This window comes from Actibacterium sp., from assembly GCF_055134745.1.
The window spans coordinates 32,501-46,580 of sequence record NZ_JBSRVX010000039.1 but is presented as its reverse complement, the minus strand read 5'-3'; the positions used below and the strand labels follow the sequence as shown (position 1 = coordinate 46,580).

The following is a 14,080-nucleotide window of genomic DNA, read 5'->3' as shown; positions in this document are numbered from 1 at the left end:
CCCAAAAGCCTGCCTCATGCGTGCCGCCTTCGGGGGTGGGCACGGTGTTGCAATAGGATTGCGTGAACCCGTCACGCGCGGGCGTCCAGTTGATCGCCCATTCGACCTTGCCCGGCGTGTTGAACTTTTCGGCAAAATCCACGGTCCCGGCAAAGGGCTTGTCGGCATAGGTGGCGATCTTGCCCAGCGTGTCGGTCAGGTAATCGGCAAGTCCGCCGGGAAAGTGGAATGTCGCCTCAACCGGGGTTTCGCCATCGTCGATCGCGGATTTCCAGCGGATTTCCACGCCCGAAAACAGGTAAGCCTTGGAGCGGATGGATTTGAACAACCGCGCGGGTTTGAAACGATGGCTGCCGAAAATCTGTTCATCGGGGTGAAAGGTCACCGATGTGCCGCGCCGGTTGGGGGCGGGGCCGATCTTTTGCAGCGGGCCTTGGGGGATGCCGCGCGAAAATTCCTGCGCCACCAGTTCGCGGTTGCGCGCCACCTCGACCCGCAGGTGATCGGACAGCGCGTTCACGACGGAGGCACCGACGCCGTGCAGCCCGCCCGATGTCTGATAGGCCTTGCCGCTGAATTTACCGCCCGCATGCAGGGTGCACAGGATCACCTCCAGTGCGGATTTGCCGGGAAACTTGGGATGCGGATCGAACGGCATGCCGCGGCCGTTATCGCGGATGGTGATGGAATTGTCGGCATGCAGGTCAACCTCGATCCGGTTGGCATGGCCCGCCACGGCCTCGTCCATCGAATTGTCCAGAATCTCGGCCACCAGATGGTGCAGCGCGCGTTCATCGGTGCCGCCGATATACATGCCGGGGCGCTTGCGCACAGGTTCCAGCCCTTCCAGCACTTCGATGGAGGAGGCGTCATAAAGTTCGGGATCGGCCCCGGAGAGGAGGTCTTCGGCCATGCTGCTGCTCTTTGCTTTTGGTTGGGGCGCAGTATGGCAGGGGTTGCGGTCCGATGGAAGCGGTTCGGCGGGATGTTACGTCGGGCGAGTGCTGCAATCGGTATTGGCGCGCCCGCATTTCCCTGAAAGGATAGGCCAGCAACAGGGGGGCGAATATGGAACTGGGTCTGACGGGGCGCGTGGCGCTGGTAACGGGGGCATCCAAGGGGATCGGGGCAGGTATTGCGCGGGCACTGGCGGCCGAAGGGGTGAACCTGCATCTGGTGGCGCGGCGCGGCGATGTGCTGGCGGCTTTGGCAGATGAATTGCGTGCGGCACATGGGGTGGATGTCACCGCCCATGCCGCCGATCTGGGGCAGTCTGGGGCGCCCGGCCAACTGGCGGCGGTCGTGGGCGCGGTTGATATTCTGGTCAACAATGCCGGCGCCATTCCGGGGGGCGATCTGTTCACGGTGGATGACGCGACCTGGCGCCAAGCCTGGGATCTGAAGGTGTTCGGATATATCGACATGTGCCGCCAGTTCTATCCGGCGATGCAGGAACGCGGCAGGGGCGTGATCGTCAATGTCATCGGGTTGGCCGGGGAACGCCCCGATGCGGGCTATATCGCGGGCAGCGCGGGCAATGCGGCCCTGATGGCCTTTACCCGCGCGCTGGGCGGGCGCAGCCCTGATCACGGCATCCGGGTGGTGGGTGTGAACCCCGGCCCGGTGGAAACCGATCGTATCCGCACGCTGATGCAGGCGCGCGCCCGCGACAAATGGGGCGATGCCAGCCGCTGGGCGGAATTGCAGGGCGGCTATCCCTTTGGCCGGGCGGCAAAGGTCGCGGAAATCGCCGATCAGGTGGCGTTTCTGGCCAGCGACAGGGCCGGTTATACCAGTGGCACGATCGTGACGGTGGATGGCGGGGCAACCACACGGGGGCGCTAGGACGGCTCATCGGGCTTGCCGTTGTCAGCGCGCCGCCCTAAGCGAAGGCGATGGACACCGCGATGACATATCCCCGCCATGCCGCGGCTTTGCTGCGGCTGGGGCTGCCGCTGATCGGCAGTCAACTGGCGCAATATGCGATCACCCTGACTGATGGGATCATGCTGGGCCGCTATGATATCGGCGCGCTGGCGGGCGAGGTTCTGGGCGGCGGATTGTTCATCATGCTGTTTATCTTCGGGGCAGGCTTTGCCTTCGCGGTGACGCCGATGGTGGCCACGGCGGCCGCCGGGGGCGAACACCGCCAGGTGCGCCGCGTTACCCGAATGGGGATGTGGATATCGGTCAGCTTCGGGGTGATGACCCTGCCGGTCATGATCTGGTCCGAACCGTTGTTTCTGGTGCTGGGTCAGAACCCTGCGGTGGCGGCTACGGCACAGGATTATCTTGCGATCCAGGGCTGGTCGATCCTGCCTGCGCTGCTGGTGCTGGTGCTGCGCAACTTCCTGTCGGCGCTGGAACGCACGCGGATCGTGCTCTTTGTCACGCTGGGTGCGGTCGGGTTGAACATCTTGCTCAACTACGCGCTGATCTTTGGCAACTGGGGCGCGCCGGAACTGGGCGTGCGCGGCGCGGCGATTGCATCGGTGTCTGTCAATCTGGCCTCGGTTCTGGCGCTGGTGGCCTATGTCATCCGCGTCACGCCGGAACATGCCATTTTCGCACGCCTGTGGCGGCCCGACTGGCAGGCTTTCGGTCAGGTGTTCCGGCTGGGTTGGCCCATCGGCGTGACAAACCTGTCCGAGATCGCGGTATTCGCTTTGGCGGCGGTAATGATGGGGTGGCTGGGCACGGTGCCGCTGGCCGCGCACGGGATCGCGATTCAGATAGCGGCGACGACCTTCATGCTGCATCTGGGGCTGTCCGGTGCGGCGACGGTGCGCGCGGCGCGGGCGCGCGGGCAGGGCGACGCCCTTGGGCTGCGCCGCGGGGCGCTGGTGGCGATGGCGCTGTCGGCGGCCATCGCGGCGATGACGGTGGTTGTCTTCCTGACCCTGCCAAAGACGCTGATCGGGTTTTTTCTGGACGCGGCCGCCCCGCAGACCGCGCAGGTCATGGCGATTGGCACGGTGCTGCTGGCGGCGGCGGCGCTGTTCCAGTTGGGCGATGCGATGCAGGTCATCGCGCTGGGGCTGCTGCGCGGCATTCAGGACACGCGCGTGCCGATGGTCATGGCGTTGGTCAGCTATTGGCTGATCGGATTGCCGGTCAGTTACGGGCTGGGCTTCGGGCTGGGCTGGGGTGGGGTCGGCATCTGGCTGGGTCTGGCGCTGGGCCTGTTTTCTGCGGCCGGGCTGATGATGGCGCGGTTCTGGCTACCCCTGCGGGCAGATGGAACGGGCCCGCAATCACCCTGAAGGCGCCTATGCCTGCTGTCAGCCCTTGTCGCCCTGCAACAGCCGGTCGGCCTTTTTGCGCACCAGCACCGTTCTGAGATCATGCATCGCCAGCAACAGCGCATCTGTCACCAGTTCAAGCTGTTCGTCGGTTGCCCTGGTCTGAACCCAGCCGGCGGTCAGGTTCAGGTGATCGACCGCGCGCAGAATATCGTCGATATCGCGCTCTTCCAGAACCGCGCGGCGATCGGTGATCCAGCCTTCGATCACCTCGATATCTTCAGGTGACAGAACCCGGTCGCCATGCGGTTTGATCTCGCCATTGCGGATGTTGACCACTGCGATCTGATCCATATCCAGCCGCCGCTGCCGGTTCTCGGTGTCGATCCGAAACACCAGCGCGCCGTTTTCACGGGTGCGGAAGTAATAGTCGGGCAGATCGGCGGGCATTGGACCTCAACTTAGTTTGGCGCAGAAGTCCTGAATGCGGGTGCAGGCCGCGCGCAAGGCGTCATCTGCCGTAGCGTAGCTGACCCGGAAGTTTGGCGAAAGCCCAAAGGCCGCCCCGAACACCACGGCCACGCCCGCCTCTTCCAGCAGGGCGGTGGCGAATACCTCGTCATCGGTGATTTTCACACCGGCCGGTGTGGTCTTGCCGATACAGCCCGCGATGGAGGGATAGACATAGAACGCGCCTTCGGGAACCGGGCAGGTGATGCCGGGGGCGGCATTCAGCATATCCACCACCATATCGCGGCGTTTCTGGAACAGCGCGTTATTGACCGGGATGAAATCCTGCGGGCCATTCAGCGCCTCGACCGCGGCCCATTGGCTGATCGAACAGGGGTTCGACGTGCTTTGCGACTGGATCTTGCCCATCGCGGCGATCAGATCTTTGGGGCCAGCGGCATAGCCGATGCGCCAGCCGGTCATCGCATAAGCCTTGGACACGCCATTACAGGTCAGCGTGCGGTCATACAGGCGCGGTTCGACCTGGGCCGGCGTGCAGAATTCGAAATCGCCATAGATCAGATGTTCATACATATCATCGGTCATCACCCAGACATGGGGATGACGCAGCAGCACATCGGTCAGCTCTTTCAATTCATCCCAAGTATAGCCCGCCCCGGTCGGGTTTGACGGCGAATTGAAGATGAACCATTTGGTTTTGGGCGTAATCGCGGCCTCAAGCTGATCTGCGGTCAGCTTGAACCCCGTCTGCATCGACGCCTGCGCAATCACCGGTGTGCCGCCGGCCAGCAGAACCATGTCGGGATAGCTGACCCAATAGGGGGCGGGAATGATCACCTCGTCACCGGGGTTCAGCGTGGCCATCAGCGCGTTATAGAGCACCTGCTTGCCGCCCGTGCCCACCGTCACCTGTGCGGGGACATAGTCCAGCCCGTTGTCCCGCTTCAGCTTGGCACAGATCGCGGCCTTCAACTCGGGGATACCATCAACGGCGGTATATTTCGTCTTGCCCGCATCAATCGCGGCTTTGGCGGCATCCTTGATGTTCTGCGGCGTGTCGAAGTCGGGCTCGCCCGCGCCCAGGCCGATCACGTCCTTGCCGGCGGCGGCCAGTTCGCGCGCCTTGTTTGTCACCGCGATGGTGGGCGAGGGTTTGACACGGGACAGGGTTGCAGACAGGAAAGACATGGATGCCTCGGGTTTGAATTTGGGTGAAACCTCTCATAGGGTGCGCGCAAACCAGCCACAAGAAGCTTTCATGACACGCCCGCCGCAATTGAAAAAGGACGACCGCCCCCGTGACCGAAACACATGAGATCCGACTGAAGCGCATGACGATGCGGGCCTGGCATCGCGGCACGAAGGAAATGGACATGATCATGGGCGGCTTTGCAGACGCCCATCTTGCCAGCATGGGCATGGCCGATCTGGATATACTGGACGCCCTGATGGAGGAGAACGACCAGGACCTGTATCAGTGGGTTACCGGCCAGGTCGCCCCCCCCGACAGATTTGCGGGGATCATCGCGAAAATGGCCCGCCATGCCGGCGCGCGCTGAGGCCACGCAAATTTAACCGAATCTTTGAACCTCGTGCCTATCCCTGTCCGGGCGAACGGATGGAGTAAGATATGAGTATTCAGACCCCGATCCCGGCACAGACGGCCGGTGGGCTTGTCAGCGGCTATCAGGAAACGCTGGCGCTGATCGAGCGGTTGCACCGGCTGTTGCTGGACGTGATCAAGGACGAATTCGAACGCGTCGGCATCATCGAAATCAATCCCGTTCAGGGGCTGCTGCTGTTCAACATCGCCGATAACGAGGTCACGGCGGGTGAATTGAAAAGCCGCGGCTATTATCAGGGCTCGAACGTTTCCTATAACCTGAAAAAGTTGGTCGATCTGGGCTTCATGCATCATCAGCGTTGTGAAATCGACCGCCGGTCGGTGCGGGTGCGCCTGACGGCCAAGGGCCGCGCCGTGCGTGACCAGATCGCCGATCTGTTCATGCGCCATGCCGAAGGGCTGGACGCAAAGGGTATCATCGGCCGCGACGGGCTGGAGGATGTAACGACCTTCCTGCGCCGGATGGAACGATACTGGACCGACCAGATCCGCTATATCTATTAGGCAGGCTGCGCGCTACCAGTGGCCGGTGTTTTCCATGCTGGCCCAGGGTTCGGCCGGGGCCTTGGCACCCCCCGCCTGCAACAGTTCGACCGACACATTATCGGGGCTGCGCACAAAGGCCATGCGCCCGTCGCGCGGCGGGCGGTTGATCGTGACGCCGTTATCCTGCAGGTGCTGGCACAGCGCATAGATATCTTCGACCTCATAGGCCAGATGGCCAAAATGGCGGCTGTCCGAAGGCAACCCGTCATCACCATCCCAGTTGAAGGTCAGCTCGACCGGGCATTCGCTTTGGCCCGGGGGCGCCATGAAGACCAGCGAGAACCGCCCGGCCTCGTTATCAATGCGCCGTGTCTGGCGCAGCCCGAGCAATTCGTAAAAAGCCATGGATTTTTCCAGGTCTTTCACCCGGACCATCGTGTGAAGATATTTGATCTGCATGAACGTCTCCAAATCCCCTGATTGATCTAGCCCAGCATAGCGCGCCGCGCGGCCAATCAGAAGACCGACCGGAACCCCAACGTCAGGCCCACGGCCTCGGTTTCATAGATCGAGACGTTAGAATTGTTCTGCTCTACCCGCAGCCCCAGTTCAGGGGCAAAACCATAGTAATTCAGGCCCGGCAGCACCGCATTCAGACCAATCGACAACCGATGATCCCGGCGGGGGGCGCTGGTGTATAGCGGCCTGTCGTAATCACGCTGTTCCAGGCCCATCGTCACCGACAGGGCCACACTGCCGATCGGACGCCCCCATGCATAGGTCAGGGTGGCCAGGCCGGCCTGATGCGCGATTGCTGCCGAGGCCGAACTGGTATCGCGCAGGGCCACGGACACCTGCCACTGATCGCCATTCTCGCGCCGATGCGACCAGTCCAGCCCGGTGGCCAGCGTATCGGACCCGTTCAATGGACCATCATGGCGCCACTGCCGGTCAGCCTGCACCGACAGGCGCAGCTGGTTGCGCGGGGTCAAGGCGAAGACGCGCGCGATACTGGCCTGCGCAAAATCCGACAAGGTCGATCCACCATACCAAGTCTTGCCCGCCCGTAATTCACCGTCAAGAAAATCACCTCTCTGGCCGATCGGAATATTGCCACCCGTCATCAGGCTGACCGACTGAAACGCCAGATCGGCCCCCGACAGGGTCGGGGCCTGCGCGCGGGCCGCTTGCGACATGGCATAGGCCCGCCCTTCAACGGCGACTCCCGCGCGCCACTGGGTCACACCGCTGGTGCGAAATCGATATGTGGTATCGACCCCATAGCGCAGTTCGGTCCCCGACAGCGCCTTTGCGCCGCCGCTCAGCGCGAAGGGCAGGCCGCCGATCACGATCGTATCGGATTTCGACCCGTTATTGATGTTCGATGACGGGCTGATGCCCAGAGTGATCTGCGTGCTCCAGGGGTTTCGACTGCGGACATAGCCGAAATCGCGCTGGGCAATGGCGGCCATTTGCGGGGTGGGCGCGTAATGGGCCGCCCGGCGCAACCAAAGCTGCGCCCATGTGCGCCGCCCCGCCGAGGCCTGCGCCTGGGCCATCACCATCGCGGCGGCAAAGCGATCGGGGTCGGTCCGGGCAATGCGCCAGGCACGGCGCGCCGCACCGATGGCCAGATCGAACTGCCCCAGATTGCGGGCCGCACGGGCGCGGGCGATCAGGGCGAACCCGTCATCGGGATCGCGCCGCAGCAAGGCCTGCGACAGGGCCAGCGCGGTCTTGTCGTCATGCACATCCAGCGCATAACGGACGGCGGCGCGCATCTCGTCGGGGTTTAGCGTAACGGGTTGGGCAACCGCCGGATGCGACAGCCCCATCCATATCGCGGCGATCAGCGCGCGGCAAAGCCAGCGCATGTGATCAGGGCCGATACAGGATGAAGCCGCCGGTTTCGCGCACGGTCACGCCGGTGGCGCGCGGGTCTTGTGCCTCGACCACGATCACGCCGACGATTTCATCGGCATTGGCCCCCGCCAGCAGGCCGTAATATTTGCCGCTTTCGAATTGGGTCAGCCCGGCGGATGTGTCCAGCACGAAACTGTTCAGATCGCCCGAGATTTCGCCGTTCCTGTCCATGACACCGGGCCCGACCGTGAAGTTGAGCGAGGGCAGCGCGACGAATGTGCCGCCATATTCAGTTGAAAGCGCCGTCAACATGCCGGCGGTGATATCAGTGCCGTTGGCATCGAAAATCCGGCGGTTATAGACCACACCGGTAATCGCGCTGCCATTGTTGAAATCGTTGAAATCAATCGAGGCCTGCATGTCGCCGGTGGCGTATTCCAGGCCCGACTGATTCTGGAAATCGCGCAAGGCCGCGTATTGGCCGGAATAATTCGCCTGCCCGCTGGAGGGCAGATTGACCCCGATGTTGCGACGATACAGGAAGCCGCCAAAGCCGTAATTGACATAGGCCCCCGTGCGAACCACGGCAAATTCGGTCGTGGGGGCGCCGCCGGCGGTATTGGTGCTGCGTGCGTAAATGGCCTTGTGCGGGAATTGCGAGATGGGCACGCCGGTCAACGGATCGCTGAAAAGGCTGTCGTTTTCATAAACGGCGAATGGCCCCAGATTGGGCACGGCCGCGTCGCGCGAATAGGCGTTGTCACCATCGAAGGCCAGGTTGTCGACATAGAATTCATCGGTGGCCGCGTTATAGCTGATCGATTGGGCATAGCCATCACCGGGATTGCCGCCCGTCGAATCCTCGATCCGATAGATGCCCTGTGATTCAGATGGGTTGGTGGTTCCGGGCAGAAGGGCAAGGCTGACATTGGTATTGGTGTTGCCCGAGGGGCCGCTTGTCACCGGATTTGTGCCATCGCCGCCACTGCATGCGGCCAGCAGCCCGCCAAAAGCCAATACAAAGCCATACCGTTTCATGCACTGCCCGCCCGTTCCTGTTTGTGCCAAGAATCCGCTGGTGCAGGCAAAAGTCAATCTCTTGCAATCTGATCTGGGTCGCCCGTTGCTGAAAAGCCCGACAGGCGCAAGGCGATTTTACCGCATATCGTGGTTCCAAGGTGGCGAACCCATATATATAGTGATGGCCGACTCACCGCCCGTGCCAAGGAAATATAGAATGCCGATCACCGCAGAACAGCAGGCTGAAATAGACGCCCAGCGCGCCGCCCCCCAACCCACGTTGCGGGCCACCTCTGCCGGGATGGAGGCGCATCTTTACAAGGCGATACCCGTGCTGGACCACGGTTTCGTGCGCGTGATCGACTATATGGGGGACGATGCGGCGATCTGTCAGGCCGCAAGGGTATCCTATGGCAAGGGCACCAAATCGGTTTCCAATGACGAAGGGCTGATCCGTTATCTGATGCGCCATTGGCATTCGACCCCGTTCGAGATGTGCGAAATCAAGCTGCATGTGAAACTGCCGGTGTTCGTGGCGCGCCAATGGATCAGGCACCGCACCGCCAATGTGAACGAATATTCCGCCCGCTATTCGATCCTGGATCGCGAATTCTATATTCCCGCGCCCGAACATCTGGCCGCGCAATCGGTGGTGAACAATCAGGGGCGTGGCGATGCGCTGACAGGCCAAGAGGCGGCGCGCGTTCTGGATATTCTGAAAACAGATGCCAATCGCGCCTATGACCATTACGAAGCGATGATATCCGAGGATGGCCAGCAGGGGCTGGCGCGCGAACTGGCGCGGATGAATCTGCCGGCCAATATCTATACCCAATGGTATTGGAAGGTAGACCTGCACAATCTGTTCCATTTTCTGCGCCTGCGTGCCGATGCCCATGCCCAGTATGAAATCCGGGTTTATGCCGATGCGATCTGCAGTGTGGTGGCCGATTGGGTGCCCGCCGCCTATCGCGCCTTCGAAGATTACCGTTTGGGCGGGTTGACCCTGTCCGGCAAGGCCGTGGATTGCCTGCGCCGCATGCTGAAGGGCGAGACCGTGACCCAGGAGACATCGGGGATGAGCGCGCGCGAGTGGCGCGAGTTCAACGAGGCGCTGGAGGCCTGAGGCGACCCCATCATTTTCGACTAGAATGGGAAACAGTTCCGGCTATCGGCCGGAATTGTCGCGGCAATGTGCCGCCACAATTTCGCCACATTGACTCTTGGCCTGCCAGCCCCTTAACCTTTTGTTAATTAAAAAAACTTTTCGAGCAGCACAACATTTTGATGGGGGCTATATGCGTTACGCAACATATGCTGCCGCCTTGTGCGGCTCTTTGATTCTTGGCGGGGGTTCGGCATTGGCGGGGTCCGATACGGCGCCGGCGGTGTTCAACAGCACACCACCCCGGCCATATAAATCGGTCAATCTGTGCCCGAACAGAATGGTGCCGGTTCAGACGGCATCCGGTATTGCCTGCGGCGGTGAGCCAACGTTCAATTTCGTTCGGGTGGATGCCGTTCCGGCGGGCTATACCGGCCGGGTGTGGATCATCAGCGAATATGGTGGCGGTGGATATCAGGATCTGGGCTGGTAGGCCCAGAAAACAATCCACAGGCCGTCATATTGGTGTTACAATCGGACCAGTCCCACCGCGGAGGGTCCGACTATGCTGCGCATCCCTGTTCTGCTTCTGGTTCTGACCGCGCCAGCCATGGCCACGCCGATTGCCGATATAGTCTGCGCGCCGCGCGACGAGATGTCACAAAAACTGACGCGGCAATTCGGGGAAACGCGCATCGCCACCGGCATACGGGATATGGAACGGATATTGGAGGTCTGGACGTCAGAGCGCACAGGAGACTGGACGCTGGTCATGACCTATGCCAACGGGCAAAGCTGCATCGTCGCCATGGGCGAAGACTGGAGCCCGGCCATCCCCGTTTCCAAGGATGACCCGGCCTGAAACAACTTACAGCTTTTTCAGCTCGCCTGCAGATTGCCGCCCGTCACGGCCTTCGATCATCTCGAAAGATACTTTCTGATTGTCGGCCAGGCCGGTCAGACCTGCGCGTTCGACCGCAGAAATATGCACGAACACATCCTTGCCGCCGCCATCTGGCGCGATAAAGCCAAAGCCTTTGGTGGTGTTGAACCATTTTACGGTGCCGGTGGGCATTCCCGTATCTCCTCTTGCAGTTACCCGTCTGCGTCATTGCCACGGGCAGGTCACAGCCAGGGTCTTCCAAGTCTTCCGGCTGCCCAAAAAGGAGCGGTCGTCATAGAAACTCTGTCGTCACGCGCATAATTCTGGGGGCCGAATCGGGCGAAAATCAAGTCTGAACTCTCGCAACCGCAGGTTATGGCGGTATACTGCGCGCAAATCGGGGGGCGCTATGCGGCTATATGGGCTGAAAAACTGTGATACCTGCCGCAAGGCGGCCAAAGCACTGAACGGGCCGGAATTCATCGACGTGCGGGCCGACGGGCTGACGCCCGGCGATCTGCGCCGGTTCCTGGCGGCCTTTGGCGATGATCTGGTCAATCGTCGCTCAACCACATGGCGTGGGCTGGATGATGCACAGCGCGCCCAGGATCCGCTGGTGCTGTTGCAGGCGCATCCCAGCCTGATGAAGCGGCCCGTGATCGAGGCGGACGGACAGCTTTATCTGGGCTGGGGGTCTGATGTTCAGGCGGCGCTGCGGCGCTGAGCGCGCAACAGCCCATCCAGTGATATCGGCCCCGCGCCGCGAAGGACCAGCACGATCAGGATGGTGAACCAGAACAGCCGCTGATCCATGATCAGGCTGTCGGGAAACCGATCGAACCATGCCCCCAATGTTTCGGGGACATTGATGGCGCCATGCCCATAAAGATCGGTCAGGGTCTGCACCGCGACAAAACCGATCATGCCAAGCGCCGCCAGGCGCGTGGCCAGCCCCAGAACGATCAGCAGCGGCAGGATCAGTTCGGCCCATGTGCCCGCGATCACGACCAGTTTGTGAAAGATGCCAAGCTGGCCGATATCATAGCCCAGGCTCTCCATCACGCGCGGAAAGATCGTGGCATAGGCCCCCAGCGCCGGGGTAAAGATACCCGCCAGCCCGTCACCAAGTTTCAGAACCCCGGAATTCCAGAAATAGACCAGCAAGGTCGCCGCAAAGGTAAACCGCGCCAGCGTTGGCAGCAGCCACGGTTCGGCCAGCGTGACAAGGCGGTCAAACAGCCCGTTATGTAGTGAAATCAATCGGTTCATTCCTGTCCCTCCCGTTGCAAGCCGGTTATCGCGCCGCCTGCCAGCAACAGGCCGATCGCCCCCGGAATGTCGAAACTGTCATTTTCGGCCAACCCTTCATCGGCCGCCCTGCCCAAGGTGGCCCCGCCCATCAGTGCCCCGACAAAGGCCGCCGCGCCGTGCGAAAGGGTGCGTGGGGCCGGGTCAAATCCGGGTCGGGTAATCAGCACGTCTTCGGCCCGCATCTGCGGTTTCGGGGCATCGGGGTCATTATGGGCATGCCAGATCGCGGCGATGGGCCAGTCGGACCGGATCAGCCGCAGCGCGGGCGCCAGTGTGACCCGCATGTTCAACAGGTCTTGGGGCGGCATTCCCGCCAGCACGCCGGGGTCGATCGGGGTGGCATCGGCGGCGTGATAGCTTTCGCGCATCGCCTGTTCCAGTCTCGCGACATCGGGCAGATATCCCAGATGCGCGACCGGGGAAAACCCGGCCAGAAAATCCGGCATGTCAGCGCCATAAAGCATCAGGATCGGGCTGTTGGGCGGGTAGGCGCGCAAGAATACCCCCGCCATCGCCCGGAAAAACGCATCGCCCACCAGCGCGCGCACCACCGGAAAGGCCAGTTCCAGCGCATCCGACAGGCTGGCAGCCACGTTGTTGCGATAGACGTCGAACCGTTTGCCCGCCGGGCGGCCTTGGGGATCGGTCAGGCCGGGCGGCACGGCGGCTGTCGGGTCCAGCAACGCCCTGGTGAAAAAAACCTGATCGGTGCTCATGCCGTCACCCTGTCCAGCAGGGCGGCGGCGCGGCCAGCCTCGGCGGCCAGAACCGGCCAGTCGGGCACATCGGTATCCCATTCGATCAGCGTCGGACGGGCGCCGCCGCGCGAAATCGTATAGTCATACAGCGCCCAGACCGGATCGACGACCGGCGCGCTGTGGCTGTCGATCAACAATGGCACGCCGTCATCCGCGCTGTCGGCATGGTGCCCGCCCAGATGAATTTCGCCAACTGCATCCAGCGGGAAGGCGTTGATATAGGTATAGGGATCGGTTTGTTGATTGACCGCTGACACAAAAACATTGTTCACATCCAGCAAAAGGCCACAGCCGGTGCGCTGGGAAATTTCGGCCAGGAACTCTGTTTCGGACATATCGGTTTCAGCAAAGGCCAGATAGGTCGACGGATTTTCCAGCAGCATCCGGCGGCCAAGAATATCCTGCACCTGGTCGATATGGGTGCAAACCCGCGCCAATGTGGCGGCGGTATAGGGTAGGGGCAGCAGATCGTTCAGGTAATGCGTGTCATGCGTGGACCAGGCCAGATGTTCCGAAAAGCTGGCCGGTTGCAGCCAGCCGATCAGATGCTTCAGCCGCGCCAGATGGTCGCGATCCAACGGTGCCTCGCCGCCGATCGACAGGCCGACGCCATGGACCGAAATCGGAAAGCGTGTCGCCAGATCGCGCAGCATGGCCAGCGGGCGACCGCCGTCGCCCATGTAATTCTCGGCATGAATTTCCAGCCATGCCACAGGGCCGCAATCGGTGCGGATCGCATCGAAATGCTGGGGCTTGAAACCAATACCGGGACGGGTGGGCAGGCCAGGATGTAACTGACGGTCAAGCATGCGGAACCTCTTGCGGGAAAGCTTGCCCCCGGCGGTGGTGCCGGGGGCAAGGGGGCGGCTTATGCGGGCAGATCACGCTCCAGCGGGGTCAGCGAACCCATGCGGCCTTCGGGCAGGGACATGCTTTCGCAGGTGCCGGCCGGAACCATTTTCCAGGCATTGCCCTGATAATCGACCTTGGAGGTGCCAGCACATGTGGTGCCCGGTCCGGCCTGACATTCATTCTGGCCGGCCATCGAGACGCCATAGCATTTCTCGGTTTGCTGTGCGGCGGCCGGGGCGGCGAAATGGGCGGTAAAGGCGGCAGCCATTGCACCGGCGACAGCGAGTGTTTTTACGTTGTAAGACATGTGATTATCCCTTGGTTCAGTATCCAGTCGCCGCGTCTTGCGGCACCAACAGACCTAGCCGTGGGGCGTAATCAACTGCTACTCACATGGATGTGTTGCACGCGTGCGTTATAGGCTGAAATAATCCGGAAAAATGAATATCAATCGCGCCGCATTGC

General features: G+C 61.8%; 19 protein-coding genes. 8 read left to right on the top strand and 11 right to left on the bottom strand.

Going from position 1 to position 14,080, the window contains the following annotated elements:
• Nucleotides 1-913 (bottom strand): ATP-binding protein (locus ACTCHC_RS08615; protein ID WP_463022075.1); only part of this gene is annotated, 913 nt, incomplete at its 3' end.
• Nucleotides 914-1,068: 155 nt separating this feature from the next.
• On the opposite strand from ACTCHC_RS08615, the gene ACTCHC_RS08610 reads away from it, so the two are divergent.
• Complete coding sequence (locus tag ACTCHC_RS08610) at nucleotides 1,069-1,845, top strand: SDR family oxidoreductase (RefSeq protein WP_463022074.1); 777 nt, start codon at nucleotides 1,069-1,071, stop codon at nucleotides 1,843-1,845.
• 62 nt (nucleotides 1,846-1,907) lie between these two features.
• The gene (locus ACTCHC_RS08605; RefSeq protein WP_463022073.1) at nucleotides 1,908-3,263 is read left to right on the top strand and encodes an MATE family efflux transporter; all 1,356 of its coding nucleotides are present in this window, start codon (nucleotides 1,908-1,910) and stop codon (nucleotides 3,261-3,263) included.
• 18 nt (nucleotides 3,264-3,281) lie between these two features.
• Here the strand turns inward: ACTCHC_RS08605 and ACTCHC_RS08600 are convergent, their stop codons facing one another.
• Together ACTCHC_RS08600 and ACTCHC_RS08595 are read right to left on the bottom strand one after the other, a co-directional pair.
• Nucleotides 3,282-3,692 carry a hypothetical protein gene (locus ACTCHC_RS08600; protein ID WP_463022072.1) on the bottom strand — a complete coding sequence of 137 codons (411 nt, stop codon included), beginning with the start codon at nucleotides 3,690-3,692 and terminating at the stop codon, nucleotides 3,282-3,284.
• Between the two features lie 6 nt (nucleotides 3,693-3,698).
• Nucleotides 3,699-4,901, bottom strand: coding sequence for a pyridoxal phosphate-dependent aminotransferase (locus ACTCHC_RS08595; RefSeq protein ID WP_463022071.1), 1,203 nt, complete (start codon nucleotides 4,899-4,901; stop codon nucleotides 3,699-3,701).
• A 110-nt stretch (nucleotides 4,902-5,011) separates the two neighbouring features.
• On the opposite strand from ACTCHC_RS08595, the gene ACTCHC_RS08590 reads away from it, so the two are divergent.
• Both ACTCHC_RS08590 and ACTCHC_RS08585 read left to right on the top strand, forming a co-directional pair.
• Nucleotides 5,012-5,272 carry a succinate dehydrogenase assembly factor 2 gene (locus ACTCHC_RS08590; protein ID WP_463022070.1) on the top strand — a complete coding sequence of 87 codons (261 nt, stop codon included), beginning with the start codon at nucleotides 5,012-5,014 and terminating at the stop codon, nucleotides 5,270-5,272.
• Between the two features lie 71 nt (nucleotides 5,273-5,343).
• Nucleotides 5,344-5,841, top strand: coding sequence for a MarR family winged helix-turn-helix transcriptional regulator (locus ACTCHC_RS08585; protein WP_463022069.1), 498 nt, complete (start codon nucleotides 5,344-5,346; stop codon nucleotides 5,839-5,841).
• A gap of 12 nt (nucleotides 5,842-5,853) precedes the next feature.
• Here ACTCHC_RS08585 and ACTCHC_RS08580 read toward each other — a convergent pair whose 3' ends face one another.
• From ACTCHC_RS08580 to ACTCHC_RS08570, 3 genes are read right to left on the bottom strand one after another with little or no spacing between them, the layout of a single operon-like run.
• Complete coding sequence (locus ACTCHC_RS08580; RefSeq protein WP_463022068.1) at nucleotides 5,854-6,282, bottom strand: VOC family protein; 429 nt, start codon at nucleotides 6,280-6,282, stop codon at nucleotides 5,854-5,856.
• 56 nt (nucleotides 6,283-6,338) lie between these two features.
• On the bottom strand, nucleotides 6,339-7,697 hold the full coding sequence (locus ACTCHC_RS08575) for a surface lipoprotein assembly modifier (RefSeq protein WP_463022067.1): 1,359 nt from the start codon (nucleotides 7,695-7,697) through the stop codon (nucleotides 6,339-6,341).
• A gap of 4 nt (nucleotides 7,698-7,701) precedes the next feature.
• Nucleotides 7,702-8,724 carry a hypothetical protein gene (locus tag ACTCHC_RS08570; protein ID WP_463022066.1) on the bottom strand — a complete coding sequence of 341 codons (1,023 nt, stop codon included), beginning with the start codon at nucleotides 8,722-8,724 and terminating at the stop codon, nucleotides 7,702-7,704.
• 199 nt (nucleotides 8,725-8,923) lie between these two features.
• On the opposite strand from ACTCHC_RS08570, the gene thyX reads away from it, so the two are divergent.
• From thyX to ACTCHC_RS08555, 3 genes are all read left to right on the top strand, one after another.
• Nucleotides 8,924-9,832: an FAD-dependent thymidylate synthase gene (gene thyX / locus ACTCHC_RS08565; RefSeq protein WP_463022065.1), complete on the top strand. Its 909-nt coding sequence runs from the start codon at nucleotides 8,924-8,926 to the stop codon at nucleotides 9,830-9,832.
• Between the two features lie 172 nt (nucleotides 9,833-10,004).
• On the top strand, nucleotides 10,005-10,304 hold the full coding sequence (locus ACTCHC_RS08560) for a hypothetical protein (protein ID WP_463022064.1): 300 nt from the start codon (nucleotides 10,005-10,007) through the stop codon (nucleotides 10,302-10,304).
• Nucleotides 10,305-10,376: 72 nt separating this feature from the next.
• Entirely contained in the window at nucleotides 10,377-10,673 is a 297-nt protein-coding gene (locus tag ACTCHC_RS08555) for a hypothetical protein (RefSeq protein ID WP_463022063.1), read from the top strand.
• A gap of 6 nt (nucleotides 10,674-10,679) precedes the next feature.
• On the opposite strand, the gene ACTCHC_RS08550 is transcribed toward ACTCHC_RS08555, so the two are convergent.
• On the bottom strand, nucleotides 10,680-10,886 hold the full coding sequence (locus ACTCHC_RS08550) for a cold-shock protein (protein ID WP_463022062.1): 207 nt from the start codon (nucleotides 10,884-10,886) through the stop codon (nucleotides 10,680-10,682).
• Between the two features lie 217 nt (nucleotides 10,887-11,103).
• Between ACTCHC_RS08550 and ACTCHC_RS08545 the strand changes: the two genes are divergently transcribed.
• Complete coding sequence (locus ACTCHC_RS08545) at nucleotides 11,104-11,418, top strand: ArsC/Spx/MgsR family protein (protein ID WP_463022061.1); 315 nt, start codon at nucleotides 11,104-11,106, stop codon at nucleotides 11,416-11,418.
• Here ACTCHC_RS08545 and ACTCHC_RS08540 read toward each other — a convergent pair.
• The 4 genes from ACTCHC_RS08540 to ACTCHC_RS08525 are packed head-to-tail and all read right to left on the bottom strand — an operon-like array spanning nucleotide 11,397 to nucleotide 13,922.
• Nucleotides 11,397-11,963 (bottom strand): DoxX family protein, encoded by a 567-nt coding sequence (locus tag ACTCHC_RS08540; RefSeq protein ID WP_463022060.1) that lies wholly within the window; start codon nucleotides 11,961-11,963, stop codon nucleotides 11,397-11,399. The two genes, ACTCHC_RS08545 and ACTCHC_RS08540, sit on opposite strands and share 22 nt — an antisense overlap.
• Nucleotides 11,960-12,721, bottom strand: coding sequence for an HvfC/BufC N-terminal domain-containing protein (locus ACTCHC_RS08535; RefSeq protein WP_463022059.1), 762 nt, complete (start codon nucleotides 12,719-12,721; stop codon nucleotides 11,960-11,962). Before ACTCHC_RS08535 ends, ACTCHC_RS08540 begins: the two co-directional genes overlap by 4 nt.
• Nucleotides 12,718-13,572, bottom strand: coding sequence for an MNIO family bufferin maturase (gene bufB, locus ACTCHC_RS08530; protein WP_463022058.1), 855 nt, complete (start codon nucleotides 13,570-13,572; stop codon nucleotides 12,718-12,720). The genes ACTCHC_RS08535 and bufB overlap by 4 nt, the downstream gene beginning before the upstream one ends.
• A 59-nt stretch (nucleotides 13,573-13,631) precedes the next feature.
• Nucleotides 13,632-13,922: a BufA1 family periplasmic bufferin-type metallophore gene (locus tag ACTCHC_RS08525; RefSeq protein ID WP_463022057.1), complete on the bottom strand. Its 291-nt coding sequence runs from the start codon at nucleotides 13,920-13,922 to the stop codon at nucleotides 13,632-13,634.
• Between the last annotated feature and the right edge of the window lie 158 nt (nucleotides 13,923-14,080).

Coding starts and splice junctions, on each gene's coding strand:
- ACTCHC_RS08610 (WP_463022074.1), top strand. CDS start 1,069: ATGGAACTGGGTCTGACGGGGCGCGTGGCGCTGGTAACGGGGGCATCC.
- ACTCHC_RS08605 (WP_463022073.1), top strand. CDS start 1,908: ATGACATATCCCCGCCATGCCGCGGCTTTGCTGCGGCTGGGGCTGCCG.
- ACTCHC_RS08600 (WP_463022072.1), bottom strand. CDS start 3,692: ATGCCCGCCGATCTGCCCGACTATTACTTCCGCACCCGTGAAAACGGC.
- ACTCHC_RS08595 (WP_463022071.1), bottom strand. CDS start 4,901: ATGTCTTTCCTGTCTGCAACCCTGTCCCGTGTCAAACCCTCGCCCACC.
- ACTCHC_RS08585 (WP_463022069.1), top strand. CDS start 5,344: ATGAGTATTCAGACCCCGATCCCGGCACAGACGGCCGGTGGGCTTGTC.
- ACTCHC_RS08580 (WP_463022068.1), bottom strand. CDS start 6,282: ATGCAGATCAAATATCTTCACACGATGGTCCGGGTGAAAGACCTGGAA.
- ACTCHC_RS08575 (WP_463022067.1), bottom strand. CDS start 7,697: ATGCGCTGGCTTTGCCGCGCGCTGATCGCCGCGATATGGATGGGGCTG.
- ACTCHC_RS08570 (WP_463022066.1), bottom strand. CDS start 8,724: ATGAAACGGTATGGCTTTGTATTGGCTTTTGGCGGGCTGCTGGCCGCA.
- thyX (WP_463022065.1), top strand. CDS start 8,924: ATGCCGATCACCGCAGAACAGCAGGCTGAAATAGACGCCCAGCGCGCC.
- ACTCHC_RS08560 (WP_463022064.1), top strand. CDS start 10,005: ATGCGTTACGCAACATATGCTGCCGCCTTGTGCGGCTCTTTGATTCTT.
- ACTCHC_RS08555 (WP_463022063.1), top strand. CDS start 10,377: ATGCTGCGCATCCCTGTTCTGCTTCTGGTTCTGACCGCGCCAGCCATG.
- ACTCHC_RS08550 (WP_463022062.1), bottom strand. CDS start 10,886: ATGCCCACCGGCACCGTAAAATGGTTCAACACCACCAAAGGCTTTGGC.
- ACTCHC_RS08545 (WP_463022061.1), top strand. CDS start 11,104: ATGCGGCTATATGGGCTGAAAAACTGTGATACCTGCCGCAAGGCGGCC.
- ACTCHC_RS08540 (WP_463022060.1), bottom strand. CDS start 11,963: ATGAACCGATTGATTTCACTACATAACGGGCTGTTTGACCGCCTTGTC.
- ACTCHC_RS08535 (WP_463022059.1), bottom strand. CDS start 12,721: ATGAGCACCGATCAGGTTTTTTTCACCAGGGCGTTGCTGGACCCGACA.
- bufB (WP_463022058.1), bottom strand. CDS start 13,572: ATGCTTGACCGTCAGTTACATCCTGGCCTGCCCACCCGTCCCGGTATT.
- ACTCHC_RS08525 (WP_463022057.1), bottom strand. CDS start 13,922: ATGTCTTACAACGTAAAAACACTCGCTGTCGCCGGTGCAATGGCTGCC.